General features: G+C 60.2%; 25 protein-coding genes, 1 tRNA gene and 1 pseudogene. 20 read left to right on the plus strand and 7 right to left on the minus strand.

Annotated features, from left to right (window positions below; all coding sequences use genetic code 11):
- The first annotated feature begins 2 nt into the window (after positions 1–2).
- The 4 genes from WC811_RS13110 to WC811_RS13125 are packed head-to-tail and all read left to right on the plus strand — an operon-like array spanning position 3 to position 2,644.
- Entirely contained in the window at positions 3–407 is a 405-nt protein-coding gene (locus tag WC811_RS13110) for an organic hydroperoxide resistance protein (RefSeq protein WP_372645231.1), read from the plus strand.
- A gap of 21 nt (positions 408–428) precedes the next feature.
- Positions 429–1,862, plus strand: a complete 1,434-nt coding sequence (gene atpD / locus WC811_RS13115; protein ID WP_372645233.1) for a F0F1 ATP synthase subunit beta — start codon at positions 429–431, stop codon at positions 1,860–1,862.
- A gap of 60 nt (positions 1,863–1,922) precedes the next feature.
- On the plus strand, positions 1,923–2,195 hold the full coding sequence (locus WC811_RS13120) for a hypothetical protein (RefSeq protein WP_372645235.1): 273 nt from the start codon (positions 1,923–1,925) through the stop codon (positions 2,193–2,195).
- A 50-nt stretch (positions 2,196–2,245) separates the two neighbouring features.
- Entirely contained in the window at positions 2,246–2,644 is a 399-nt protein-coding gene (locus tag WC811_RS13125) for a F0F1 ATP synthase subunit epsilon (protein WP_372645237.1), read from the plus strand.
- Between the two features lie 181 nt (positions 2,645–2,825).
- On the opposite strand, the gene WC811_RS13130 is transcribed toward WC811_RS13125, so the two are convergent.
- Positions 2,826–3,119, minus strand: a complete 294-nt coding sequence (locus WC811_RS13130; RefSeq protein ID WP_372645239.1) for a hypothetical protein — start codon at positions 3,117–3,119, stop codon at positions 2,826–2,828.
- Between the two features lie 354 nt (positions 3,120–3,473).
- On the opposite strand from WC811_RS13130, the gene cyoA reads away from it, so the two are divergent.
- The 8 genes from cyoA (at position 3,474) to WC811_RS13170 (ending at position 10,927) form a co-directional block, all read left to right on the plus strand.
- The gene (gene cyoA / locus WC811_RS13135) at positions 3,474–4,622 is read left to right on the plus strand and encodes a ubiquinol oxidase subunit II (protein WP_372645780.1); all 1,149 of its coding nucleotides are present in this window, start codon (positions 3,474–3,476) and stop codon (positions 4,620–4,622) included.
- A gap of 34 nt (positions 4,623–4,656) precedes the next feature.
- The gene (gene cyoB, locus WC811_RS13140) at positions 4,657–6,663 is read left to right on the plus strand and encodes a cytochrome o ubiquinol oxidase subunit I (protein WP_372645241.1); all 2,007 of its coding nucleotides are present in this window, start codon (positions 4,657–4,659) and stop codon (positions 6,661–6,663) included.
- 3 nt (positions 6,664–6,666) lie between these two features.
- Complete coding sequence (gene cyoC, locus WC811_RS13145) at positions 6,667–7,317, plus strand: cytochrome o ubiquinol oxidase subunit III (RefSeq protein ID WP_372645243.1); 651 nt, start codon at positions 6,667–6,669, stop codon at positions 7,315–7,317.
- Positions 7,314–7,721, plus strand: coding sequence for a cytochrome o ubiquinol oxidase subunit IV (gene cyoD, locus WC811_RS13150; RefSeq protein WP_372645246.1), 408 nt, complete (start codon positions 7,314–7,316; stop codon positions 7,719–7,721). Before cyoC ends, cyoD begins: the two co-directional genes overlap by 4 nt.
- Positions 7,718–8,548, plus strand: a complete 831-nt coding sequence (locus WC811_RS13155; protein ID WP_372645248.1) for an SURF1 family protein — start codon at positions 7,718–7,720, stop codon at positions 8,546–8,548. The genes cyoD and WC811_RS13155 overlap by 4 nt, the downstream gene beginning before the upstream one ends.
- 17 nt (positions 8,549–8,565) lie before the next feature.
- Entirely contained in the window at positions 8,566–9,915 is a 1,350-nt protein-coding gene (locus WC811_RS13160) for an ATP-binding protein (RefSeq protein ID WP_372645250.1), read from the plus strand.
- Positions 9,915–10,451, plus strand: coding sequence for a response regulator transcription factor (locus WC811_RS13165; RefSeq protein WP_372645252.1), 537 nt, complete (start codon positions 9,915–9,917; stop codon positions 10,449–10,451). Before WC811_RS13160 ends, WC811_RS13165 begins: the two co-directional genes overlap by 1 nt.
- Before the next feature lie 62 nt (positions 10,452–10,513).
- Positions 10,514–10,927 (plus strand): hypothetical protein, encoded by a 414-nt coding sequence (locus WC811_RS13170; RefSeq protein WP_372645254.1) that lies wholly within the window; start codon positions 10,514–10,516, stop codon positions 10,925–10,927.
- A 13-nt stretch (positions 10,928–10,940) separates the two neighbouring features.
- Here WC811_RS13170 and WC811_RS13175 read toward each other — a convergent pair whose 3' ends face one another.
- From WC811_RS13175 to WC811_RS13185, 3 genes are all read right to left on the minus strand, one after another.
- Positions 10,941–11,135, minus strand: coding sequence for a hypothetical protein (locus tag WC811_RS13175; RefSeq protein ID WP_372645256.1), 195 nt, complete (start codon positions 11,133–11,135; stop codon positions 10,941–10,943).
- Positions 11,136–11,272: 137 nt separating this feature from the next.
- A complete protein-coding gene (locus WC811_RS13180) occupies positions 11,273–11,893 on the minus strand; it encodes a hypothetical protein (protein WP_372645258.1) in 621 nt (206 codons plus the stop codon).
- A 347-nt stretch (positions 11,894–12,240) separates the two neighbouring features.
- Positions 12,241–12,317, minus strand: a tRNA-His gene (locus WC811_RS13185).
- A 316-nt stretch (positions 12,318–12,633) separates the two neighbouring features.
- Here WC811_RS13185 and WC811_RS13190 point away from each other — a divergent pair.
- From WC811_RS13190 to WC811_RS13200, 3 genes are all read left to right on the plus strand, one after another.
- Positions 12,634–12,828 carry a hypothetical protein gene (locus WC811_RS13190; protein ID WP_372645260.1) on the plus strand — a complete coding sequence of 65 codons (195 nt, stop codon included), beginning with the start codon at positions 12,634–12,636 and terminating at the stop codon, positions 12,826–12,828.
- 215 nt (positions 12,829–13,043) lie between these two features.
- Positions 13,044–14,231 carry a sensor histidine kinase gene (locus WC811_RS13195; protein WP_372645262.1) on the plus strand — a complete coding sequence of 396 codons (1,188 nt, stop codon included), beginning with the start codon at positions 13,044–13,046 and terminating at the stop codon, positions 14,229–14,231.
- Positions 14,232–14,523: 292 nt separating this feature from the next.
- Entirely contained in the window at positions 14,524–15,048 is a 525-nt protein-coding gene (locus WC811_RS13200) for a hypothetical protein (protein WP_372645265.1), read from the plus strand.
- A gap of 12 nt (positions 15,049–15,060) precedes the next feature.
- Here the strand turns inward: WC811_RS13200 and glpD are convergent, their stop codons facing one another.
- Complete coding sequence (gene glpD, locus WC811_RS13205) at positions 15,061–16,560, minus strand: glycerol-3-phosphate dehydrogenase (RefSeq protein WP_372645267.1); 1,500 nt, start codon at positions 16,558–16,560, stop codon at positions 15,061–15,063.
- Between the two features lie 66 nt (positions 16,561–16,626).
- A complete protein-coding gene (locus WC811_RS13210) occupies positions 16,627–18,570 on the minus strand; it encodes a sodium/substrate symporter small subunit (protein ID WP_372645270.1) in 1,944 nt (647 codons plus the stop codon).
- Between the two features lie 640 nt (positions 18,571–19,210).
- Between WC811_RS13210 and coaBC the strand changes: the two genes are divergently transcribed.
- The 5 genes and pseudogenes from coaBC (at position 19,211) to WC811_RS13235 (ending at position 24,303) form a co-directional block, all read left to right on the plus strand.
- Entirely contained in the window at positions 19,211–20,446 is a 1,236-nt protein-coding gene (gene coaBC / locus WC811_RS13215; RefSeq protein ID WP_372645273.1) for a bifunctional phosphopantothenoylcysteine decarboxylase/phosphopantothenate--cysteine ligase CoaBC, read from the plus strand.
- Positions 20,443–20,883: pseudogene (dut, locus tag WC811_RS13220) on the plus strand (dUTP diphosphatase); the annotation flags it as partial. The gene coaBC and the pseudogene dut, both read left to right, overlap by 4 nt.
- Before the next feature lie 243 nt (positions 20,884–21,126).
- Positions 21,127–22,128, plus strand: coding sequence for a cysteine synthase A (gene cysK / locus WC811_RS13225; protein WP_372645275.1), 1,002 nt, complete (start codon positions 21,127–21,129; stop codon positions 22,126–22,128).
- Positions 22,129–22,146: 18 nt separating this feature from the next.
- The gene (locus tag WC811_RS13230) at positions 22,147–22,983 is read left to right on the plus strand and encodes a ThiF family adenylyltransferase (RefSeq protein WP_372645277.1); all 837 of its coding nucleotides are present in this window, start codon (positions 22,147–22,149) and stop codon (positions 22,981–22,983) included.
- Between the two features lie 93 nt (positions 22,984–23,076).
- Positions 23,077–24,303, plus strand: coding sequence for a metalloprotease (locus WC811_RS13235; RefSeq protein WP_372645279.1), 1,227 nt, complete (start codon positions 23,077–23,079; stop codon positions 24,301–24,303).
- Between the two features lie 19 nt (positions 24,304–24,322).
- Here the strand turns inward: WC811_RS13235 and WC811_RS13240 are convergent, their stop codons facing one another.
- A complete protein-coding gene (locus tag WC811_RS13240; protein ID WP_372645281.1) occupies positions 24,323–25,321 on the minus strand; it encodes a 2-hydroxyacid dehydrogenase in 999 nt (332 codons plus the stop codon).
- Between the last annotated feature and the right edge of the window lie 175 nt (positions 25,322–25,496).

Below are 25,496 nucleotides of genomic sequence, written 5' to 3' on the forward strand. Positions count from 1 at the left end.
CCATGGCTTATGTGACGCGTGCAACGACGAAGGGTGGCCGGGACGGCCGTGCGGTTCTCGAGGACGGCAAGCTCGCCCTGGCGATGGCGCTGCCCAAGGATCTCGGCGGATCGGGCGAGGGCCACAATCCCGAGCAGCTTTTCGCACTCGGCTGGTCTTCATGCTTCGGCCAGGCGGTTCTCGCGCTCGCAAAGAAGCACGGGCTGGATGGTCAGGCCGCGAAGGTTACCTGTGAAGTCGAACTCGATAAGAGTGAATCGGGCTTCGGTCTTAAAGCGCATCTCACGCTGGCAATCCCCGGCGCCGACAAAGACAAACTGCAGGCGCTGATCGAGGACGCTCATCAGATGTGCCCCTATTCCAAGGCGACGCGCAACAATATCCCGGTGACGCTCTCAGTCGCCTGATCAATTCCGTTGGAGATAAAAATGACTAAAAACGTAGGGAAGATTCACCAGGTGACGGGTGCCGTCGTTGACGTGCATTTCCCCGGCAATCTGCCGGAAATTCTGAACGCGCTCGAAACGAGCAACAACGGCAATCGTCTTGTTTTGGAAGTTGCGCAGCATCTCGGCGAGAACACCGTGCGCACAATCGCGATGGACTCGACGGAAGGTCTGGTTCGCGGTCAGGCCGTCACGGATTTGGGGGCGCCGATTTCGGTTCCCGTCGGCGACGAGACGCTGGGGCGCATCATGAACGTCATTGGCGAGCCGGTCGATGAAGCCGGTCCGATCGGCGCGAAGACTGTGCGCGCCATCCACCAGCCGTCGCCGACGTTTGAAGATCAGGCGACGGAAGCGCAGATTCTCGTGACGGGCATCAAGGTCGTCGATCTGCTCGCGCCTTATGCCAAGGGCGGCAAGATTGGTCTGTTCGGCGGCGCGGGCGTCGGCAAGACGGTTTTGATCATGGAATTGATCAACAACGTCGCCAAGGCGCACGGCGGCTACTCGGTGTTCGCGGGCGTTGGCGAACGTACGCGCGAAGGCAACGACCTCTATTACGAAATGATCGAGTCCAACGTGAACAAGGACCCGAAGAAGAACAACGGTTCGGCCGCGGGTTCCAAGTGCGCGCTCGTTTACGGTCAGATGAACGAGCCGCCGGGCGCACGCGCGCGCGTCGCTCTTTCCGGTCTGACGGTCGCCGAGCACTTCCGCGACCAGGGCCAGGACGTGCTGTTCTTCGTCGACAACATTTTCCGCTTTACGCAGGCGGGCTCGGAAGTGTCGGCGCTTCTCGGTCGTATTCCTTCGGCCGTCGGCTATCAGCCAACTCTCGCGACCGACATGGGCGCGCTCCAGGAGCGCATTACGACGACGCAGAAGGGCTCGATCACCTCGGTGCAGGCCATTTACGTGCCAGCCGACGATTTGACCGACCCGGCACCTGCCACGTCGTTTGCGCATCTTGATGCGACGACGGTTCTGTCGCGCTCGATCGCGGAAAAGGGCATCTATCCGGCCGTCGATCCGCTCGACTCGACGTCGCGTATGCTTGATCCGCGCGTCGTCGGCGAAGAGCACTATGGCGTCGCGCGTAAGGTTCAGGCGATTTTGCAGAAGTACAAGTCGCTGCAGGACATCATCGCGATTCTCGGCATGGACGAGCTATCAGAAGAAGATAAGCTGACGGTCGCACGTGCCCGTAAGATCGAGCGCTTCATGTCTCAGCCGTTCCACGTCGCGGAAGTGTTCACCGGCTCGCCCGGCAAACTTGTTCCGCTCGCGGACACGATCAAAGCGTTTAAGGGCCTCTGCGACGGTGCGTACGATCACCTTCCGGAGCCGGCATTCTATATGGTCGGCACGATCGAAGAAGCGATCGCAAAGGCAGAGAAGCTCGCGGAAGCGGCATAACGAGGCGAAGCGGATTCGGGCGGAGGATGCGCCCGAAAGTGCCGCCAGGAGATGATATTCATGGCGGAAGCCGGGAAGACGTTTGGTAGCTGCTGCGAGGAGCTTAAAGAGGCCCTCGAAGGCGGCGATTTCGAGCCCCTGATCACCGTCGGGCCGGACGAGGTCATCTACATGACCGTCGGGCTCGTCGATCTCGAGGAAGACGAGCCGGGGCTCGTCGATCATCCGCTCTTCTTCTGCCCGTTCTGCGGCACAAAGCTTCAGACACCGGAAGAAGTGAGAGCCAAGGCCGGCGCCGAAGATGACGGCGAAGAAGAACCGAAGCAGGCATAAGAGCGCCAGCATAAAATAAGTCTCATGCCTTCGAAGGGTCGGAAATTACCATGGCAGGCACATTCAGGTTTGAACTCGTCTCACCCGAGCGGGTGTTGATGTCCGTCGATGCCGAGCAGGTCGTGGTGCCGGGCTATGACGGTGATTTCGCTGTGCTCTCCGGCCATGCGCCGGTGATCTCGACGCTTCGCCCCGGCGTGCTCGACGTGACGGCAGGCAGCGTCCGCAAGCGCCTGTTCGTCAAGTCTGGGTTCGCCGAAGTCGATCCGACTCGTCTGACGGTTCTTGCTGAGAAGGCTTACGACATCGAAGATCTTACGGCGGCAACGATCGCGGCTGAGCTCAAGACGGCGGAGGCGGAACTTGCCGCCGCCAAGGACGATGCCGCGAAGATGACGGCAGATGCGCTCATCAGCGAATTGAAGCGGCTGTCGGCGCGGGCGGCGTAAGCTTTCTCCCGCTTGATATCAGGCGGCTCGCTTAATCACGGATTTCTGGCGGAAACTCAAAGCGCTGTTCGCGGGTTGGATTGATCTCTGACCGCGAGCAGCGCTTTGTCACGTCCGAGATCGATCGGAAGCTCGCCGATTCCGGGCGGAGCCTACAGCTCTTCCCGTCGTGCGACTTGCATCAGGGTTCGTCCGGCTCAAAGCGTTTGTCGATCCGGAAAGATCCGATGTAGCGGGCAATGTTGCGATCGATGCCGTTGGGAAGCGGGGTGGCGTTGGTCTGAATTTCTTCCCCATCGCCAAGGGCCACGTTCTCCAACGCAATGGACCGCTTGGTGAAAGATTTCCACGCGACCGTGATTGCCAGAACGTCGCGGCCGTCGCGCCAAGCGAACACATCGTATTTTCCCGGCGCCCGCCGCTCGCTCATGGCCGCCTTGATCAATGAATTCCCGGTCTGCTGATCCAGCTTCATTCTCGGTCCTTGCGGCGACGCTCACCTGAACGTCGGTCTAGGAGCCCCCGATGCATCCTCGAAGGCACCACTCCCCTCAATGTTGGGGCGGTCTAAAGTTTGGGGCGCGGTTCCTGACGCGGGAGATTCGCCGAAAGACGAAATAAGGTGGCGCAATTCGCTCAAATCAGGTGTAAATTTGCGCACTTCCCAACACCCGTTCAGACGTCAATAAAAGCTATATCTTGGTATGCTAGGTGGCTCAGAGACATCCTGCGGCCAACTGGCGTTGGGCAAATTGTCCAATTTTGCTTCATCCTGAGCGCGTTTAGCGGAAGACTAGGGGAAGCTCTGTCGATGGGACGCGAACAAGCTTTGAAACATTTTCGCCTATTCGCACTGCTGCCGCTTCTCGCCTTGCTGGGCGGCTGCAACGCTATCGTCTTAAACCCCGCCGGTGACGTTGCCATTCAGCAGCGAGACCTCGTGATCATTTCGACCGTGCTGATGTTGTTGATCATCATCCCGGTGATGGCGCTGACGGTTTGGTTCGGCTGGCATTTCCGTGAATCGAATGCAGAAGCGCGTTACGAGCCCAACTGGGCTCACTCGACCCATCTCGAGTTGATCATTTGGTCTGCTCCGCTTTTGATTATCATTTGCCTCGGCGCCGTCACGTGGATGGCGACACACATGCTCGACCCTTACCGGCCGATCAGCCGTACCGCTCCGGGCCAGCCCGTGACAGCAGCGACGAAGCCATTGAAAGTTGAAGTCGTTGCGCTCGATTGGAAGTGGCTGTTCATCTATCCGGAACAGGGCATCGCGACGGTCAACGAGATGGCGGCCCCGGTCGGCCGCCCGATCGATTTCAAGATTTCGTCGTCGTCGGTCATGAACGCCTTCTATGTTCCGGCACTTGCCGGCATGATCTATGCCATGCCCGGAATGCAGACGCAGCTGCACGCTGTCATCAACAAGCCAGGGACCTTCAAGGGCTTTTCAGCCAACTACAGCGGCGATGGCTTCTCCAAGATGTACTTCGATTTCGTGGCGGTGGATGACGCCGGCTTCGATAAGTGGGTGGCTGACGCAAAGGCTTCCAACGGCGGCGCTCTCGGGCGGACGGAATATCTCGACCTCGAACGTCCGAGCGAGGCCGTTCCGGTCAAGAAATTCGCGACGGTTGATCCGCAACTGTTCCACCTCATCCTCAACATGTGCGTCCAGCCGGGCAAAATGTGCATCCATGAGATGGCGGCGATCGATGCCAAAGGCGGTCTAGGTCTTGCCGGTATCGATAATGTTCAATCGATCGCCTACGACAAGTTCGCGCGGCGCGGATCAAGCCCATTGGCGACGAAGCTTTACGTCGCGAGCGTTTGCACCAAGGCCGCGCCGATGGGAATGGACCAGGAAGCCGCGCAGGTGACTCCCGTCAGTTCGACGCCTCTCGTTGGCGCAGGGCTTCCGTTGCCGGGGATGTTCAACAAAACTTTCGCGCCGAAACCGTCAAACTCCTGAGCCGTCGAGCTTCTGACCGGGACACATTGCAGAGATGTTCGAAAACTTTGATCTTCAGAAAGCGATATTCGGCCGGCTGACGCTCGAATCGCTGCCCTTCCACGAGCCGATACTGATAGTCACGTTTATCGGCGTCATGATTGGGGCGGTGGCGGTTCTCGGCGCGATTACCTACTTCAAACTGTGGGGCTATCTCTGGCACGAGTGGTTCACGAGTGTCGATCACAAGCGCATCGGCGCCATGTATATCATTCTCGGCGTCATCATGCTTCTGCGCGGCTTTGCCGACGCGATCATGATGCGCGCGCAGCAGGCCATCGCCTTCAACGGTAACGAGGGGTATCTGCCCGCTAATCACTTCGATCAGATCTTCACGGCGCATGGCGTGATCATGATCTTCTTCGTCGCGATGCCGCTGGTCACGGGCTTGATGAACTTCGTTGTTCCGCTCCAGATCGGCGCGCGCGACGTCGCCTTCCCGTTTCTCAATAACTTCAGCTTCTGGATGACGGTCGCTGGCGCGATGCTGGTCATGGCATCATTGTTCGTCGGCGAGTTCGCGCGGACGGGCTGGCTCGCTTATCCGCCGCTCTCGAATTACGCATACAGTCCAGATGCCGGGGTCGATTACTATATATGGTCGCTACAGGTCGCGGGCGTCGGGACGCTGTTATCCGGCGTGAACCTCATCGCGACGATCGTGAAGATGCGTTGCCCCGGCATGACGCTGATGCGGATGCCGGTTTTCACCTGGACGGCGCTGTGCACGAACATCCTGATCGTTGCAGCATTTCCGGTTCTGACGGGTGTCCTGGCGCTGCTCTCGCTTGATCGCTACGTCGGCACGAACTTCTTCACGAATGACTTCGGTGGCAATCCGATGATGTACGTGAACCTCATCTGGATCTGGGGCCATCCCGAGGTTTACATCCTCGTTCTGCCGGTGTTCGGCGTCTTTTCCGAAGTCACGGCGACGTTCTCGGGCAAGAAGCTTTTCGGCTATACATCGATGGTCTACGCGACGGTCGTCATCACGATCCTGTCGTATCTCGTCTGGCTGCATCACTTCTTCACGATGGGCTCAGGCGCCAGCGTCAACTCGTTCTTCGGCATTACGACAATGATCATCTCGATCCCGACGGGCGCGAAGATGTTCAACTGGCTGTTCACGATGTATCGCGGCCGAATTCGCTTCGAGCTGCCAATGATGTGGACGATGGCGTTCATGCTGACGTTCGTGATCGGGGGCATGACGGGCGTGCTGCTTGCAGTTCCGCCCGCGGATTTCGTGCTCCACAACAGCCTCTTTCTGATCGCGCATTTTCATAACGTGATCATCGGCGGCGTGGTGTTCGGCTGCTTCGCAGGCATCGCTTACTGGTTCCCGAAGGTCACCGGCTTCAAGCTCGATCCGTTCTGGGGCAAGATGTCGTTCTGGTTCTGGGTCTCGGGCTTCTACGTCGCCTTCATGCCGCTTTACGTCCTCGGCTTGATGGGTGTTACCCGCCGCCTGCGCGTGTTCGATGATCCGTCGCTGCAGATCTACTTCGTCGTCGCTGCGTTCGGCGCGGTCCTGATCGCAATCGGCATCGGCTCGTTCCTGATGCAGATCTACGTCAGCATCAAGAATCGCGAGCAGCTTCGCGACGTGACCGGCGACCCGTGGAACGGCCGTACGCTCGAGTGGTCGACGTCGTCGCCGCCGCCGGTTTACAATTTCGCCTTCACGCCCGTCGTCCACGGCCTCGATGCCTGGTGGGAGATGAAGGAGCACGGCTACAAGCGTCCGCTGGAAGGTTTCAAGCCAATCCATATGCCGCGTAATACCGGCGCGGGGATCATCCTTGCGGGCATCAGCGCCGTCACTGCGTTCGCATTGATCTGGTACATCTGGTGGCTGGCTGTGGTGGGCTTCATCGCCCTTGTGGCGACAGCGATCGGGCATACCTTCAACTACAATCGGAGCTTCAACATTCCGCGCGAGCAGATCGTTGATGCCGAGCGCGAGCGCACGCAGTTCCTTCAATCGGCCGGGGCATAATCGATGACGACAATGGCGGGGAACGCGTCAACGGCTGATGCCGGAGCGACGAAAGAGCAGCCGGTCTTCTACGTGGCCGACGAGCACGAACACGCGGACGGCGGTAGCACACAGCTCGGCTTCTGGCTTTACCTGATGAGCGACTGTCTCATCTTCGCCGTCCTTTTCGCGACGTACGGCGTGTTGGGCGGCAACTATGCGGCGGGGCCTTCGCCGAAGGACTTGTTCGATCTGCCACTCGTCGCAGTCAATACGTCGATGCTGCTTCTGTCTTCGATCACCTACGGTTTCGCGGTGCTCGAAATGCAGAAAAACCGAACACGACCCATGCTGATGTGGCTCATCATTACCATGCTGTTCGGCGCGGCGTTTATCGGTATCGAGCTTTCCGAGTTCGCGCACATGATCCACGAGGGGGCCACGCCGCAGCGGAGCGCCTTCCTCTCGTCGTTCTTTACGCTCGTCGGCACCCACGGCCTTCACGTGACGTTCGGCATCATCTGGATGATCACGCTGATGGTGCAGGTCTGGAAATTCGGACTGATAGAAGCGAACAAGCGGCGGCTGCTTTGCCTCAGCATGTTCTGGCACTTCCTCGACGTCGTCTGGATCGGCGTTTTCACCTTCGTCTATCTTATGGGAGTGCTGCGATGAGCACCGACGCGCACACCGGCCACGCCAAGAGCGGTCATGGGCATATCGAACCCCAGACCGGTGATCACAATGATCACGGCCATCCCGAATCGACCCTCAAGGGCTATCTGACGGGTTTCGTTCTTTCCGTCATTTTGACCGCTATTCCGTTCTGGCTCGTCATGACGGGCCAGCTCGGGAGCAACCAAGCGACGGCGATCGCTGTCCTGGCGCTTGCCGCCATTCAGATCGTCGTCCACATGGTGTACTTCCTGCACATGTCGCCGAGTTCCGAAGGGGGCTGGACGCTGATGGCGCTGATCTTCACCGTCGTGATGGTGGCGATCACGCTGACCGGGTCGCTGTGGGTCATGTACCACCTCAACTCCAACATGATGCCGATGGATCCGAGCCAGCTGCCGTGATTTCCGACGCCGGTGGGCGCGGGGGGCAAGCAGCAGGAAAGACATCAGCTGGGGCGTCCGGAAACGATGCTCCGGCCACGCCTCGGTCGCTGTTTTCGCTGACCCTGATTAGCCTCGTCGCGCTTGTTGGCATTGCCGGTTTGGCGTCACTTGGCGTCTGGCAGATCGAGCGGCGCAGCTGGAAGCTCGATCTCATCGACCGGGTCGACGCTCGCATCCACGCCGTTCCCGTCGCGGCGCCCGGCCCCGCCGACTGGCCCGCGATCGATATCCAGGACGATGAATACAAACGCGTCACTGTTTCGGGGCATTTCCTTCATGAGCGCGAGACGCTCGTTACGGCCGTGACCGACGCCGGCGCGGGCTATTGGGTTTTGACGCCGGTGAAGACCCCGACTGGGTTCGAAGTTCTCGTCAATCGCGGTTTCGTGCCGACGGATCGGAAAGCGCCGGATACGCGTGCCGCAGGCGAGGCCGGCGGCGAGGTGACCGTGACGGGCGTGCTCCGCATGACGGAGCCCAAGGGCGCTTTTCTGCGCGGGAACGATATTTCGGCGGACCGATGGTTTTCCCGGGATGTCGATGCGATTGCGATCAAGCGCGGCCTCGATAACTATGCCCCCTATTTCATCGACGCCGACGCGGCGGCGAACCCGGGCGGATATCCCATTGGCGGATTGACCGTGGTCAACTTTCCGAACAACCACCTTGTCTACGCGTTGACGTGGTTTGCGCTGGCGCTGATGCTTGCCGGAGCTTTGATCCGTTTCGCGATCGAGGAGGTTCGCATTCGGCGGACGGCAAGGGCCACGGGCCGAACAGCGTAGGACACAGCAATCTTCTCATGTTGAACCGAGGCGAACGCTCTCCCGGCCCGGAGGTCGATATCGATCCCGCGCTGGCGCGAGTGTCGCGGTCGGGCGATTCCGCAGGCGTAAAAAACATGCTGCTGCTGATCCAGCTTCGCTGGATCGCGGTTGCCGGGCAGATAGCGACCATCGTCTTCGTCGCGGCCGTTCTTCACGTCAACCTGCCGCTGGTGCCGATGGCGAGCGTTGCTGCGGGCCTTGTGGTGCTCAATCTCGCGAGCCTTCTGTGGCTGCGCGATGGGCGAGACGTCGGGGATGCGGGATTGCTCATCGCATTGCTGCTCGATGTCGCCGGCCTGACGGCGCAGCTCTATCTCAGCGGCGGGGCGATGAATCCGTTCGCGTTCCTTTATCTGCTGCAGGTGACGCTTGCGGCCGTGCTGCTCGACGTGCGCTTGACCGCCGCTGTCCTGGCCGCGACCTGCGTGAGCTTCGCGCTGCTCACGCAGATCTATCGCCCTCTCGAAATTCCGCCGGGCGAAGTCGATCTGTTCAGGCTCCACGTCGTCGGGATGGTCATCTGTTTTGCCGTCGACGCGGCTTTGCTTTTCGCGTTCGTGACGCGCATTACGCGAAACCTGCGCGAGCGCGATGCGCGGCTTGCGGCGCTGAAGCAGCACGCAGCAGAGGAGGACCACATCGTCAGAATGGGACTGCTGGCCTCGGGCGCCGCACATGAACTCGGGACGCCGTTGTCGTCGTTGTCCGTCATTCTCGGCGATTGGCGGCGGGTGCCCGTGATCGCGAACAATGCCGAGTTGCTGCAAGAGGTCGAAGAGATGCAGGCCGCCGTGAAGCGCTGCAAGTCGATCTTAACGGGTGTTTTGCTCTCGGCAGGGGAAGCGCGTGGAGAAGCGCCGCGCATAACGACGGTCGCGACATTCTTCGACGAACTGATCAGCGAATGGCGCGCTGCGCGCACGCCGGAGACGTTCGATTACGCCAATGATTTCGGCACGGATTTATCGATCGTTTCGGATTCGACGCTGAAGCAGATCATCTTCAATGTGCTCGATAACGCTTATGACTCCTCGCCAGCCTGGGTTGGTGTCGAGGTTGCGCGCGACGGCGACATGCTCGTTCTTCGGATTTCGGATCGAGGACGCGGCTTTGCACCGCAAATGCTCGCGCAATTCGGAAAGCCCTATCAATCAAGCAAGGGCAAGCCCGGTGGCGGGCTAGGGTTATTCCTCGTTGTGAATGTGGTACGCAAACTTGGTGGCGGCGTCTCGGCGGTCAACCTTCCGGAAGGCGGAGCATCGGTGACACTCAAGCTGCCGCTCTCAGCCCTAGCACTTGGAACCCGATCTGGGAGCTCGCTCTGATGGAGGACGGCATCCGGACGCTGGTCATCATCGAAGACGACGCTGCTTTCGCCGCGACGCTCAAGCGCTCATTCGAACGCAGGGGCTATCATGTCGATCATGCTGCGGGGCCGGAAGGATTAAGCGATATCTTGCAGGCGCGGACGCCCGGATTCGCGGTCGTCGATTTGAAGCTCGCCGGGGCGTCAGGGCTGACGTGCGTCGAGGCTCTCCATGCCCATGACCCGTCGATCGTGATCGTGGTGTTGACGGGGTTTGCAAGCATCGCGACGGCGGTTGAGGCCGTCAAGCTCGGGGCGCGGCATTACCTCGTCAAGCCGTCGAGTTCGGATGATATCGAAGATGCGTTCGGTAGAACCGAGGGCGACGCCGGCGTGGCGCTGACGGAGCGGCCGACGTCGATCAAGACCGTCGAGTGGGAGCACATCCATCAAACGCTGGTCGAGACGAATTTCAATATCTCGGAAGCGGCGCGGCGGCTTGGCATGCACCGGCGGACGCTCGCCCGGAAGCTGGAGAAGCGCCGGGGGAAATGAAGTGGACTGTCTAATTCGAGGCGTTCTGCTAAGTTCGTGTCCTCATCGAACAGAGGTGCGGAATGCGTAGCGATATTTTGCCGGGACATCAGACGACGATCTTTGCTGTCCTCACAGGCTTCGCACTTCTGATGACCGTCGGTTTCGCCGAAACCAAAGAAGCGCGCCGGCCTCCGCCATGCGACGTCGATTGCGTAAGCCGTGACGCCGGTTACGCCTGGGGCAAGGAAGTGGGCATCGAAGATCCGACCGAGTGCGGGGGAAAATCGAAAGACTTCATCGAGGGCTGTCAGGCCTACGCGAATAAGCACGAAGACCCCATGGCGCTGCCGACGGACGCGCAAAGCGACCAAGCGTCTGACGACGAGCAGGATCAGTTCGATGGATTCACGGTGGACGATAAGGTCAACGTGCTCACGGGTCCGAGCGCCGATCCAGACAGCAATCCGCCGCCTAATCCAGATAGCGCCGACTAGGCGTCTCTCACGCTTAGTTCTGAGGGACCTGGGAGCCCGTTACGGATGCCGGGGCTGGCGCCGGATGCGGCTTTTCTGGAAAGGGCCAGCCCGGCCAATAGAGTTTGACGAGAACGACCAGCGCAAAAATGTAGGCCGCGAGCAGGAACGCGCGGCGTGACGTCAGATCGTGTTTGGGTTTCTGGTCGGGCGATTTCTCAGAGGCCATGCCGGGCTTTTTCTCGTCTACAAAGTTTCATCGGGTAGAAATGGTGGGCTACCTTATTCCTTCAAGCGATTAATCACTGACTGTATCCCACTATTGGTAGAGCACTTCACTGCCTCCTGCTTTTTCAAATTATCGTATTATTTTTTCAGATGGTCAGCCCCTTTTTTCCTGGGGCTGGAAGCGTTCGGCGTCCGGTGAATCATTGTACCATTAGGCTGGCTTCTTATTTCGTCGTCGGTCATTTTTTCAATTTCCGCCATCAGCAGCTTTTCTAGCTTTTGTCTCCATGCCTCAACCAGATTGATAAACTCTCCCGTTAGAGACCTCATATCATCTAAATCTTTTAGTGCTATTCCCATTGTCCTCATGCCGTGAGTGCCCGGAGAGCTTCTTTCTATTGGAACTGCCTCCAAATCAGCCCACAGCACCGCATAGTTTTCTTCGAAGTTATTGATCGAGTGCGCGATATTCAGATTGGCGATTTCCATAAGTTTCTTGTGTAGGATGCCACCACCCTCTGAGAGCTTTTTCGCTAAGTGTTCGATGTTCTGCCTACCGCCACTGTTGAAACACCTTCTGTAGCGAACTAGCGCCGAGTCCATCAGCGCAACGTGCAGGGGATCAGAGAGGTTGGGAGGCTGTCCGGCCTGAAGCATAAAGTTACAGCAAGTGATGACGTGCTCTAGGTCACGCTTAAGCAAATCGATGTCTGCGTACTGCTGCGCAGCTTTTGAAGTCAGCAAAACCTGACTCATCATTCGGCAACCTCGCTAACTGAGGAATTTCTGTCAGTAAAAGTCGTGGGGTGATTCCTGAGCCCCAAGGCCCCCGGCCTCCTCCTATAGGGTGTATCCACACCCCCCCCCCGCCACGAAAGCCACATGCGCAAGCTTCAGGGATGGCGGTGTGGGTTCCGGTCCGGTCGCGCCGTGTTCACTTGGTTGCGAGGTGACGAGCGCAGTGAGTGAAACGGAGCCACGAAGCGGCGAGCGCCCGTCTTGACCTAGAGGCGATCCGGTTGCCTTCAGCCGGTAGCAAGCTGGTCACAAATCGTAGCTGTTTGGGGTATGGATTCCGAAGAAAACCAGTAAGATATTGCTTGTAATGGTACCGCCTCCCGGGGTTGAACCGGGGACCTCTAGATCCACAATCTAGCGCTCTAACCAACTGAGCTAAGGCGGCACGGGCCGTATGTGGCTCGGGATGAATTTAGAGTGGCCGGTCAGCGCGTTGCAGGTGCAAACACCGCGTCCGCCGCACCTTCATGAATCCCGTCGCCGAGCGATCCGAAGGACCGCCCGAGAACGCTGGTTCCATCACAGCCAGGGCCAAGGGTCAAGGGTGACTTATCGCTCGTTCGCTGCTTACGGCCGGATTTATGGCCGTCTGAGCCGGGCGACGCATTTCCTGCTGAATTCATGGAACCGGAGCACCGAATAGGAGTATACAGCGCTAGTGGGGAAACGTAGGAACTGTTTTCGGGGGAAAACGGACAATCATGACCCTTTGTCATTATAGCTCGGAAGAGCTCGATGAGCTGCAGCAACTGCTGAAAAGCATCATCGATGAAGCACATCAGATGTCGCTCAATATTCCGGACGAGGACATCATCGAAAAGCTGTTCGATCTGGCGGACCAGGGTGAGCGCGACCCGGGGAAATTGCGACAGGCCATTCTCATCAGGGCGGCCTAGCCTGCGGCCGGACCTAACTCCCGCGCAGATTGTGTTTTCGTACTCGCTTTCAATCATTTAAGCCCGCGCAGCGCGTGGTGTCGGCAATCATCCGTGCAGTTGGCGCCGATGGCAGTGGAAAATCGTGCGTTTCCGCGTTCTTGGGGCTCGCAAATCACGTACCTCTCTACGATGAGGCGTTGCGAATAAGCCTTTGGAACGGGCGAGCTTTAACAATGGCGGTCGCCGCTAGACCCGCAATGCCGGCCGGCCGCGAGGAACCTCCGCAGCTCGATCTTACGCGCGAGGTGGGTGCCGCGGTTTTGCTCGACCCCGAGGCGGCTGAAATTCTGGCCGCAAACGCGGCGGGTGGCGCAGCGCTCGGCCTCTTTCGGTATGCTTCTTTTCCAATCGCGCTGGACCCGGCGATGCCGGCAATCGCGCGGCTGCGCCAGATTGCGGCCACGGGAAGCGTCGCAAAAGGCGATCCAGAAACTTTGTTGTTTTGGAATAGCGGGCGGTTGAAGCGCGTTAGGTGCAAGGTCACGAGGCGCGGAGGCAAAGGCTCGAAAGTCCTGTTGCTTCAGATCGATACCATCGGTTCGCCTGAGTCCGCGCAGGCGCAGCCGTCGCCGGATGTGCCGGCGGCACCACCACCGTCCGGGCGGCCCGCGGCGATATCATCTAAAAAAACGGCCGGGGTGGCCGCGACGACGCAAAAGCCAGTCGCGATGCTGGACGCCGACTATCTTGCGAAGCTCGCTCACGAGTTGAAGACGCCGCTGACCGCCATTGCCGCTGCCGCCGAAATCATGCGCGACGAACAACTCGGCGAGATGAAGAACGCGCGCTATCGGAGCTATGCGGCCGATATTCACGAAAGCGCAACGCATGCCATCGACGTCATCGCGTCGTTGCTTGCCGATCGCACGAAACCGGCCGTGACCGTATCGCGTCTCATCGCGCTCGATCTCAACGCCATCGTCGAGCGCACCGTTTCAAGCGTGCAGGCGCTTGCCGAATCCTGCGGATTGAAACTGTCCTTCGACACCGACGGAAGCAAGCCGCACGTCGTCGCTAACCCGACGGCGCTACGCCAGATCTTGCTCAATCTGCTGACCAACGCGATCAAGTTCACGCCGCGCGGTGGCGAGGTCAGCGTCGCGACCGGACATATCGACGACGGCCGGGTTTTTCTGGCGGTGCGCGATACGGGTTGCGGAATGACCGGTTCGGGTACGGCCACGGGATCGATCTCAGCCGCCGATCAGCAACCTGCCTGGGTCCGCAGCAACGGCATCGGGTTGCCACTTGTCGAGACGCTCGTGCGCGATATGGGCGCGGAAATCGAAATCGACAGCGCGCCTCAGGTCGGCACCGTCGCGACGATCCTTTTTGCGGATTTCACGCGCCGTTTCAAATGACGCCGGTCGACGCCTGTAGGTAGTTGAAAATTATAAAAATTCTAATGTGAGCGATCGCACTTACTAAGTGTTGACCGAGCCGCTTTCGTTGCGTTAGCTCACGCAATGGCGTCATCGCGACGTCACGCGCCATACGATGGCGCCAACCGATACCGGGGCCTTGAACCTCGATTATTGGAGCGGTTAATGATCATTTCTTTCGGCGCTTTCGATAGCGCATCGCATCAATCAACAGCTTCGGGCTTCAGCATATGTGCCGCACTCGCGCGCCTCTCGGCGGAGGGTTCGCACAATGGCTAATTCGGCATCGAATACATCTTCGGGACAACTGGTGCGCTCGGCCAAGATCGTGCCCTTGCCGGCACGCGCGCCGGAGCGGCTCGTCGCCGTCGGTTTCCGCTGTTGGCTCGCCGGATTGTCGACCGGCGATATCAAGTGCTGGGAAGATGCCTGGAACACGTTTTCCGGCATGCTCGGGCCTGAGAACGCCAAGACGCTTCTTCTCGATCTGTCGAAGTTCGTTCGCGCGGTGAAAGCCAATGCGCAACGCGACATCGAAATTTCGCCTGCGGGCAGCCGCAGCTTCTGTCGCGACGAGTGCCTCGCGATCTCGATCATCGCGGCTTGCCAGCATGACGAACGCCAAGCGCTGACGGCATCGGCGGCAGCACTGATCGGATCGGAAGATATCGGCGATACGCTCAACGGAGCGCAGGCGCTGGCTGCTACCCTGCGCAAGACGAACCAATTGCTTTGTCTGGATTCGATCTGCCCGGCGACGTGCGCGCTTCGCGCTCAGCGCCGGCGATTGATGTAAGCCGACGCAGTCCTAGGATTTATCGAGACAGGCTTGGATGCGCTCGGCGGCGGAGGTTTGATCGTCGCGCTCGAGATGCAAGCCGGTTTTTGTTCGCCGCCAGAGAATATCATCGGCGGTTCGCGCCCATTCTTCCAATTTGAGATAGGAAATTTCGCGGGCCGTGAGGCCGGCACCGAAGTCTTCTCCCATATCTTGCTCTGAGCGAGCGTCACCGATGAGCTTGTGGGCGCGCGTGCCGTAGCGTCTCGTGAGACGGTGAAGAAAAGCCGGTGAAAATGCCGGGTATTCGCGCGTAAAATCCGCGAACCATTGCTCGAACGACTTTCCGCCGAGATCGCCGCCGGGAAGCGGAGTGGTCGCCGTCGATCCCGGCCGCATACGTGGAAGATGCGGTTGCAGCAAGGCCAATGCCGCTTCCGCAAGCCTGCGATAGGTCGTGATCTTGCCGCCGATGACGTGAAGGATCGGCGGCGTGCGATCGGCGTGAAGCTCAAGCCGATAATCGCGGCTCGCCGCCGCCGCGTTTCGTTGACCGTCGTCGTCGAGGGGGCGAACGCCGGCGAAGCTCCAGACGATATCGCGGCGCTTGGGCGGCACGCGAAAGAAGCGACTTGCGATGTCGAGCAGGTAATTCTCTTCGGCGAGGGTCGGCGCTGCTTGTCGTGGATCGCCGGAGACGTTTTCCTCCGTCGTTCCGAGCATCGTGAAATCGTCTTCGAACGGCAACGCGAAGACGATGCGGCCATCGTCGTTCTGGAAAGTGTAAGCGTCGTCGGCGCCGGGAATGCGCGGGACAACGATGTGACTGCCTTTGACGAGGCGGATCGCAATCGGCGCTTTAGATTGAGGTGCGGATGCGAGCCTTGCGATGTCTCCGACCCATGGGCCGGCGGCATTGACGACGACGCGGGCGGCATAACGACTTGTGTCAGAGCCAAGCGTCGCGATCCATCGGCCGTCTTCGACTGTCAGCGCGGCGACGGGGCTTCGTGTTGCGATGTCCGCTCCAGATTCCCGCGCGGCGATGGCATTGAGGACGACAAGACGGGCGTCGTCGACGGCGCAATCCCAATAGGTGAAGCCGTGCGAAAGTTGCGGGACAAGAGGCAGGCCTGCGGGATTGCGGTGAAGGTCAATCGCGTGCGAGCCGCCGAGCGATTTGCGGGCGGCCAAATGATCGTAAAGGAATAGACCGGCGCGCATTATCCATGCGGACCTCATGCCGGAGATTTGGGGAAGAACGAAGCGCAGCGGGCGGATGATGTGCGGCGCCTTCGAGAGGAGGACCTCGCGCTCGGCGAGGGCTTCTCGGACGAGGCGGAATTCAAAATGTTCGAGGTAGCGGAGGCCGCCGTGAATGAGCTTGGAACTTGCTGAAGACGTCGCGCCTGCCAAGTCGCCGGCCTCGGCAAGCAGGACGGAAAGGCCACGGGCGGAAGCGTCCGCCGCGATGCCGGCGCCGTTGATACCGCCGCCGATCACGAGCAGATCGTAGACTTCGTCTGCCATGTTGGGCTGCTCCGCGACGTTGGCACGTCGCGGAACTGTAAGCGACTCGCTGGCGGGCGCGAAGGCTCAGGCTTGCGGGCTTAGGCCGCCAGCGGCCCCGGCCGTGTTCCGAGTGCGGAAAAGGAGGCTGAACAGCAGTCCGGCGATGAAGCCCGCAGGCACCGAAACAAGCGTGATCGCAGCCGGTTTCAGACCGCCCCAGTTGGCGATCGACGTGACGTCGTTGACCAGCGCAACGCGGGCGGCGGTTTGAGCTTCGGGTGTCGTCGCCGCCGCGAGTGCAGCCTGCAGGTCGGCAAAATGCTTCGCGGCTTGCGGCAGCGCATCCGAGAATTTGCCCGTCAGGCTGAACAGTTCGACCGGCCAGAAATGCACGCCGAGAAGATACGCGCCGGTGACCACAGTGCCGATGCTCATCGCGGCGATCGCTCCGGCCTTATTCATGTGCCGCCAATGTAGGCCTAGGACGAGCGCTGGAAAGAGGCCAGCGGCCAGCACTGCAAATCCCTCGGCTGCGAGCAGGCCGGTTCCGATGGCCGCGTAGAGAGCGACGAGTGCTGCCGCGACGATCAGGATGCCGCCGGTCGTCACCGAGCGGAAGTCGATATTCGATGATTGCTCGACCCGGTTCTTGCGCACTTCGCTGTCGGCGACGATGATGCCCGAGACGAGGGCGTTGCCCGCCAAGATCGAGGCCAGCACGGCGCCGAGCAGCAGCGGATATTCAAGCCACGGATCTAGCCCTGAGATCTTCGGGGCGGCGACGACAAAGCCGTCGGTCGTAAACGCGAGATCCTGCATTCGCACGAAACCGCGTTGCCCCGATATTTTCCGACAGTCGGTAGCCAGGTCGGTTGTGGCATCGAAATTCCGGTCACAGATTTTGACCCAACCGAGCGCGCTTGCCTCCGTAAGGGACTGTGGGATAGCTGCGATTTCTATGCCTTTCGTCATCGCCTGTTCGAAGCCGATGCGGCTATAAACAGCGAGCGGGGGCAAGCTGGCAATGATAATGGCGACCGCGACGAGGGCGGCGGCCGTGCGTTTGACGGCGCCACCCGGAGCGACGGCGGATTGCGAGATGTGGCGGCCGAGAAGGTGCGGCGCGGCGACGATGCCGAGCGCCACTGCAAGAAGCAAACCGGCAAAGTTTTTCATCGAGAGCTGAAGGAAGGGCGAGGCCATCGGCGTCAGGGATTTGACGTCCGAGAGGCGATCGATGATCAGTTTCTGGTTGAGGTCGGCGTGGCTTTGCAGGGCGCTACCAAGCGTCAGATGCGGCATCGCCGAGCCGCCGGCGTAAAGGGCGAAGCCGATCAAGGTCGCGAGCAACCCGGCGCAAACGGCGAGGAAGCCGAGGCCCCGAGATTTTTTTAACGGCATCAGTGCGCCGACAAGCCAAATCGCGATGATCGCCACGGTGAGAGCGAGGATCGCTTGCGGCAATGCGATGTCGGACAGGCTTTGCAAGGCAAGTGATCCGGCGCGGATATCGGCCGCAAGGAGAAGCCCCGTTCCAACGAATGCGATAAGAAACGCGAGCCTTCGCGTCAGGCTGCCGCCGTAGCGAAGCGCGAAAAAGCCGCTGATCGATTGCACGGGATAGAGGACGAAGCGCGGGGCGACGAGAATGGCGAGGAGCGCGATGCCGGCGACCATGCCGAGCGGTAGCGCCAGGCCGTCATAGCCCATTGCCGCAATGTAGCCGGTGAAGCCCAGCAGTGCGACGGCGCCGACGCACTCGCCGGCGAAGACAAGCGCCGGGCCGATGCCTTCGCGTGCCGAGGTGCCACCCGCACGCCAAGCATAGAACGCCACCAGTGCGACAAGGCCGATGATCGCGCCTTGGGCCGCAATCCAGAAGCCCAAGGGGAAGCCCGCGAAACGGACGACGTTGAGTGTCAATGCGGACAGCGGCAGCGCGACCGCCAGGATCAGCCAAAGCAGCAGACTTGCCAGCAAAAGGCGGCCCGATGGCCGGCTTGCGCCCGCGATGTCTCCCAGACTCATTCTCAAAGTTCTCCCCAGTCCGCCGCTTAGCATCAAACGCGCGCTATTGGCGTTAGAAAGGCGTTCCGATCAAGGCAGCGAAGATTACGGATTTGCGCTCCGCTGAACAGCCGTCAGCACGAAAATGGGGGAGCAGCAGGCGGGGGGAGAAGCATCGCGGAAGCCAGAATCTAAATGGGGTGGTTCGTCCGGCGAACCACCCCAATAGTTTCGTCCCTAGACTTGGACCTTTATTCGTTTTTTTACCCCTGCGACCGGTCCCGGCCATCGCAAGTCGCGGCACCATGTACCATTGTGTCTTCTGCGTCAAGTCACCGCGCGACATAAATAATTTCGATTTTGTGACTGCCTAATCGATGATCAATTCGGCTGCCTGGAGGGGGTGCAATTCGCCGTCTTATTGGTCGAGTGACAGCGAATTGGGCGGAGCTCTTTTCACTGATACCGGCCGCCACTGCGAATAAGCCGAAGCCTGTGCAACTTGTCTCCGTCAGTGGCTGTACAGGCCCAAAGACCGGCTGATGAGAATTCGGCTCGGGTTCCAGCGAGCGTTTCACGTGCGTGGAAGTCTGTTTAACTCCCCGCCGTCGCGAACGTGCTAAATTAAAGCCTATATCGGCCAGGAAGTGGACTGAACGTCGTGTCATCGCCCAAGCGCATCCTTCTGATCATCGGCGGCGGTATCGCAGCCTACAAATGCCTCGAACTGATCCGTCGCCTTAAAGAGCGCGGCCACAGCGTCCGCGCCGTCATGACAAAGGCCGCGCATCAATTCGTGACGCCGCTGTCCGTCGGCGCGCTTACCAACGAGCGCGTGCTGACCGATCTCTTCGATCTCGATGAGGAGCGCGAGATCGGACACATCCGGCTGGCGCGCGATAGCGATCTCATCGTCGTTGCTCCGGCGACGGCCGATCTTCTGGCGCGGATGGCGGGCGGTCATGCCGACGATCTTGCGACCGCCGTTCTGCTCGCGACCGACAAGCCCGTGTTGGTCGCGCCGGCAATGAATCCGGCGATGTGGCTTCATCCCGCGACCCGACGGAACGTGGCACAGTTGAAAGCGGATGGCATTGGTTTCGCCGGTCCGGCGATCGGCGAAATGGCGGAGCGTGGGGAAGCTGGTCCCGGTCGCCTTGTTGAAGTCCCGCAACTCATCGAAGCGATCGAGAGCGCGCTCGAACCCGAAACGGCCAACAGCGGTCTTCTAGCCGGACGGCATGTCATCGTGACGAGCGGTCCGACGCACGAACCCATCGATCCGATCCGATATCTTGCCAACCGGTCGTCTGGAAAGCAGGGCTTCGAGTTTGCCGCCGCTGCGCGTGAACTGGGCGCGCGCGTGACGCTCATCACCGGGCCGGTTTCGCTGCCGGAGCCGGACGGCGTCCGCATCATTCATATCAAGACGGCGGCGGAGATGCTTGATGCCGTGCGTGCAGAACTTCCTGCGGATATCGCAGTGTTCGCGGCAGCGGTCGCGGATTGGCGCGTGGTCGCGCCGCAAACTGAAAAAATCAAAAAGGCCGAAGGCAGAAACGCGCCGACGCTGACGCTGACTGAAAATCCCGACATTCTGAAAACGATTGCACAGCCCGGCCCGGATAGGCCGCGCTTCGTCATCGGTTTTGCGGCCGAAACGCAAGATGTTCTCGCGCACGCGAAGAAGAAGCTCAAATCAAAGCGCGCGGATTGGATCATCGCGAACGACGTATCGCCATCGTCGGGTGTCATGGGCGGGGAAAACAACACCGTGCATGTGGTTACGGCGGACGGCGTCGAAAGCTGGCCCGAAATGAGTAAGGCGAAGGTCGCGCGGAAGATCATGGAACGCGCGGCCGAGCAATTGCAAGCCAAGCGGACGGCAGCGGAATGAAAGTCAAGATCAAGCGATTGCCGCACGCAGATGGACTTCCGCTTCCCGATTATCAGACGCCCGACGCTGCTGGGTTCGATCTCGTGGCGGCGGTCGCGCCGAAGACGACGGTGACGATTTTGCCAGGTGCTCGCGTACTGATCCCGACGGGCTTCGGCTTCGAACTGCCGAAGAACATGGAAGCGCAAGTGCGGCCGCGCTCCGGGCTTGCGATCAAGCACGGCGTTACGGTTCTCAATAGTCCCGGCACGATCGACGCCGACTATCGTGGCGAGGTCGCCGTCATTCTGATCAATCTCGGCAAGGAGCCGTTCGTGGTGGCGCGGGGTGAGCGCATCGCGCAAATGATCATCGCCCCCGTCGCACGCGTAAAACTGCGCGAGGTCAAAAAACTCGCGGCGACAAAAAGGGGAGCGGGCGGTTTCGGATCGACAGGCGTTGGCGAGACGCCATCCCAAGGAAAGACTGCGAAGGAGAAAGCCGTTGCCAGCCAGCGGGGCAAGGCGCAAACGAAATCTCCTGCGAGTAAGCGCGCGCGTCCGCGTTAAGCAGAAAAGATGCAATGCTTATGGGCCCCTGTGCGGGCGCATCGCCTCTTGAGGGTGGTACTCGAACCTGCCAGAAACGAGCTTATATTTAGTCGGTGCATACAAAAGCCCCAGGGAAACCCGAGACAGGTCATGACAGAGACTCTTGAGATCAAGACACTCGAAGCCACGAAGAGCTGGGGGCGCGGCCGCGTCTATGACAGCATCACCGAAACGATCGGGCATACGCCGCTGGTGCGCCTGTCGAACATCAAGGCAGCCGCGAAGCTCAAGGCCGACATTCTTCTGAAGCTTGAGTTTTTCAACCCGCTGTCGTCGGTGAAAGATCGTATCGGTGTCGCGATGATCGATGTGCTGGAAGCGGAAGGCCGCATCAAGCCCGGCAAGACGGTTCTCATCGAGCCGACCTCGGGCAACACAGGCATTGGTCTTGCGTTCGTCGCGGCGGCACGCGGTTATCGCCTCATCCTCGTCATGCCGGAGACGATGTCGATCGAGCGCCGTAAAATTCTTGCGCATCTTGGCGCCGAACTTGAACTCACGCCCGGACCGGGCGGTATGCCGGCAGCCGTTGCGCGAGCCGAAGAGCTTGCGAAGACGTTGCCGGATGCGGTGATCCCTGGGCAGTTCGACAATCCGGCAAATCCGCTCGTGCATGAAAAGACGACGGCGGAAGAAATTTATAATGATACGAAGGGCAAGGTCGATGCGATCGTCGTTGGCGTCGGTACGGGTGGAACGTTGACGGGTGTCGGCCGGGCGCTGAAGAAGCGCATTCCGGGCCTGAAGATTTTCGCAGTCGAGCCGACGACCAGCGCCATTCTTTCCGGTCAACCGCGTGGCCCGCATAAGATTCAGGGCATCGGCGCAGGCTTCATTCCGGGCAATCTCGACAGGGACTTGATCGATGAAGTCGTGACGGTTTCGAGCGACACCGCATTTGAAGTTTCGCGTACCGTTGCGAAGGTCGAAGGTATTCCTGGCGGCATTTCGACAGGCGCCAACGTCGCGGCCGCGATCACGGTTGCCGAGAGGCCAGAATTCGCCGGCAAGATGATCGTCACGTTCGCGCCGTCGTCGGCGGAACGGTATTATTCCAGCGAGCTCTTCGTCGATCCGCAGCCGCGGAGCTGAACGTCCGAGAGGTTCGAAATGGCGACACTCACGTCCGAAGAGGTGCAGCGTTACAAGCGCCACCTCGTGCTGCGTGATGTTGGCGCGCCTGGACAGCAAAAGCTCAAGGGCGCGCGCGTTCTCGTGATCGGTGCCGGCGGACTTGGTTCGCCGGTCGTCACTTATCTCGCGGCGGCGGGCGTTGGCGGAATCGGAATCGTCGACGACGATCGCGTCTCAATCGACAATCTTCAGCGTCAGATCGCGCATCGGACCGAAGACGCCGACCGGCTGAAGGTCGAGAGCGCACGCGATACGATTTTGCGCATCAATCCGCTCGTCACCGTGGAAACGCACGCTGAGCGGATCGACGCTTCAAATGCGATCGCGCTGATTTCGCGCTACGATATCGTCGCGGACGGCTCGGATAATTTCGCGACGCGTTATCTCGTTTCCGACGCGTGCTATCTCGCGAAGCGGCCGCTCGTCTATGCGACGCTCGGATCGTTCGATGGCTATGTTTCGACGTTCAAACCGCATGAGAAAGATTCCTCCGGCAATCCTTATCCGACGTTGCGCTGCGTGTTTCCGGAAGCGCCGCCAGCCGGGCTCGTCGCCAACTGCGAGGAAGTCGGTGTGCTTGGACCCGTGGCTGGCGTTGTCGGGACGCTGCAGGCGACGGAAGTGATCAAGGAAATTCTCGGGCTCGGCGAAAGCTTGGCCGGACGGCTTTTGATCTACGACGCGCTGGCGACGAGATTCGAGATCGTCTCGATCGAATGGGATCCGGATAATCCACTGTCCGGGCGGCATCCGACGATCGTCGATCTTTCGTCCCACCGACCTTCGCAAAATCCGGCGTGCGCGGCGGAATGATCCTATCGCGATAGAGACACGGGCTGCCGACTTCATTGCGCATCGATCCCGGCTCGCGATAATAGGACGTGCTTCAATGGCGAGGTCATCGGGGTGCTGCCGCTCCTGCAAAATCTCTTCTTTCTAATCAAAGAGCTGTTGCGGGTGCCGGTCGATATTCTCGCGGGCACGACGCGGCGGATCTATGAGATTTCACGGCCCGTCGATGCGCCGAAGGCCATCGCGTGGGCTGTCGCCTCGGCCAACAAGATCAAGCTCGAAAGCTCGCCGCCGATGGAGCTTGATACCGATCCCGATCCGGCGCGGCCGGGCGTTTTCACGGGGTTTTGCCTTTATGGCGACAGGCGGCTGAAGTTCGCCTACGAGATTCTGGCGGAAACGCCCGGAGAGGCTTTGACGCTGCGCATGTTGATGGATGAATGCGATCCGATCTACCGGTTCGGCGAAGACTATATCGGCGCCGTTGTGGTATCGGGCGATGATCGCCAATCGGTCATCAGCGAATGCTGCGAGCTGACGCATACCAAGCTTTCGACGCGGTTCTTGATGCCGCTGACCGTGCTGCGCAGTCTCTACAGCCTGAAGCGCACGGCGGAGGTTCGTGCCGGCCGTCGCCGTCGCGATTGGACCGATCAGGTGAAAAGCGCGGTGCTAACGGGCGCGCTGACGTACGCGAGCTTCTCTGCCATTTTCGATCTGTCGATTGCCGCGATGCTCATCGTCGTCGTGTTCCTGCACGAACTCGGACATGTCATTGCCATGCGATGGGTCGGCATTCCCGTGCGCGGCATGTACTTCATTCCGTTTTTCGGCGGCGTTGCCGTCGGCGACGGCTTTGGCAAAACCGAGGCGGTGCGAGGTTTCGTGGCGCTGATGGGGCCCGGGGCAAGCATGCTGACGACGGGGCTCTTCTTGTGGCTTTCGTTGCAGAACGGCGATCCCTTCCTTTCGGATCTCGCTTTGATCAGCGCGGCGGTCAACGGTCTGAACTTGCTTCCGATCCTGCCGCTCGACGGCGGACGTGTGCTTCAGGCTTTGACGTCGCGGCTGCCACCTCGAGGAGCGCGGGCCGTTCATGGCGCGACGTTGCTGCTCGGATTGGGTCTCGCAGGCGTTATCCGGGACTATCTCTTGATGGCTCTCATCTTGCTGATCGCGCCGAGCGTTCTGTCGATGAGGACGAGCACGCTGCACAAGCCGACGTTGTTGACGCGCGGAGAGTCCGCGTGGCTGACGAGCGGTTACGTCGCGATGCTAACGTTCTATGTCGCGGTGACGGTGCGGATTTGGAACGATGCGATAGCCGCGGGCGGATCATAAGCCGCCCGCGCGTTCGCGTTCAGAGCATCGCCGGGTGGACGCGGTCGGGCGGGGCGTGACCGTCGGCGTAGGCTTTGATGTTGATGATGACCTTTTCGCCCATGTCGATGCGGCCCTCGATCGTCGCCGAACTCATGTGCGGCAACGCGACAACGCGGTCGGACGCCAGCAGGCGCGGGTTGACCGCCGGTTCGTGCTCGAACACGTCGAGGCCGGCGCCGGCGATGGCCCCCGATTCGAGAAGCCGCACGAGTTCGTTTTCATCGACGACTTCGCCGCGTGCGGTGTTGACGATATAGGCGGACGGCTTCAGGAGCTTCAGGCGACGGGCCGAAAGCAGATGGTAGGTCGCGGGCGTGTGCGGGCAGTTCACCGAGACGATGTCCATCCGCGCCAGCATCTGGTCGAGGCTTTCCCAATAGGTCGCCTCCAGCTCTTCCTCTACCTCTTCGAGCACCCGGCGGCGGTTGTGGTAGTGAATCTGCAAACCGAACGCTTTTGCGCGCCGGGCGACGGCCTGGCCGATGCGGCCCATGCCGATAATGCCAAGACGCTTGCCGAAAATGCGATGGCCGAGCATCCACGTCGGCGACCAACCGGTCCACTTCGTCTGCGGGTCGCGCATGTAGGCGGCGCCTTCCGCAAGGCGGCGCGGAACGGCGAGGATAAGCGCCATCGTCATGTCGGCGGTGTCTTCGGTCAGAACGCCGGGCGTGTTCGTCACGAGGATGCCGCGGTTACGGGCGGTGTCGAGATCGACGTTGTCGACGCCGGTGCCGAAGTTCGCGATCAAGCGCAGGCGCGGCCCAGCCTGGGTCAGCACGGCACGGTCGATGCGGTCGGTGACGGTCGGAACAAGAACGTCGGCAGTTTTCACGGCCTCGACGAGCTGCGCTTGGCTCATCGGCAAGTCGTCCATGTTCAGGCGTGTGTCGAAGAGTTCACACATCCGCGTCTCGACGACGTCGGGAAGTTTGCGTGTGACTACGACAATGGGTTTCTTGGGGGACGTCGGCATTCGTTTCCCGTTGCTTGAAAAACGCGGCACTCTAGACGAGATGATTGAGCCGCTTGAGAAAGTGCGGCCCCGTGTCTATCAGATGGCCTTTGCGAAGACAAAGTCCTGAAATCAAATAGTAGATGCCCTTTTGTCGGGCACATCGTCTGATCCATGCTCGAACGCGGGGGCTACG

This window comes from Hyphomicrobium sp. (assembly GCF_041659645.1).
GTDB lineage: Bacteria > Pseudomonadota > Alphaproteobacteria > Rhizobiales > Hyphomicrobiaceae > Hyphomicrobium_B.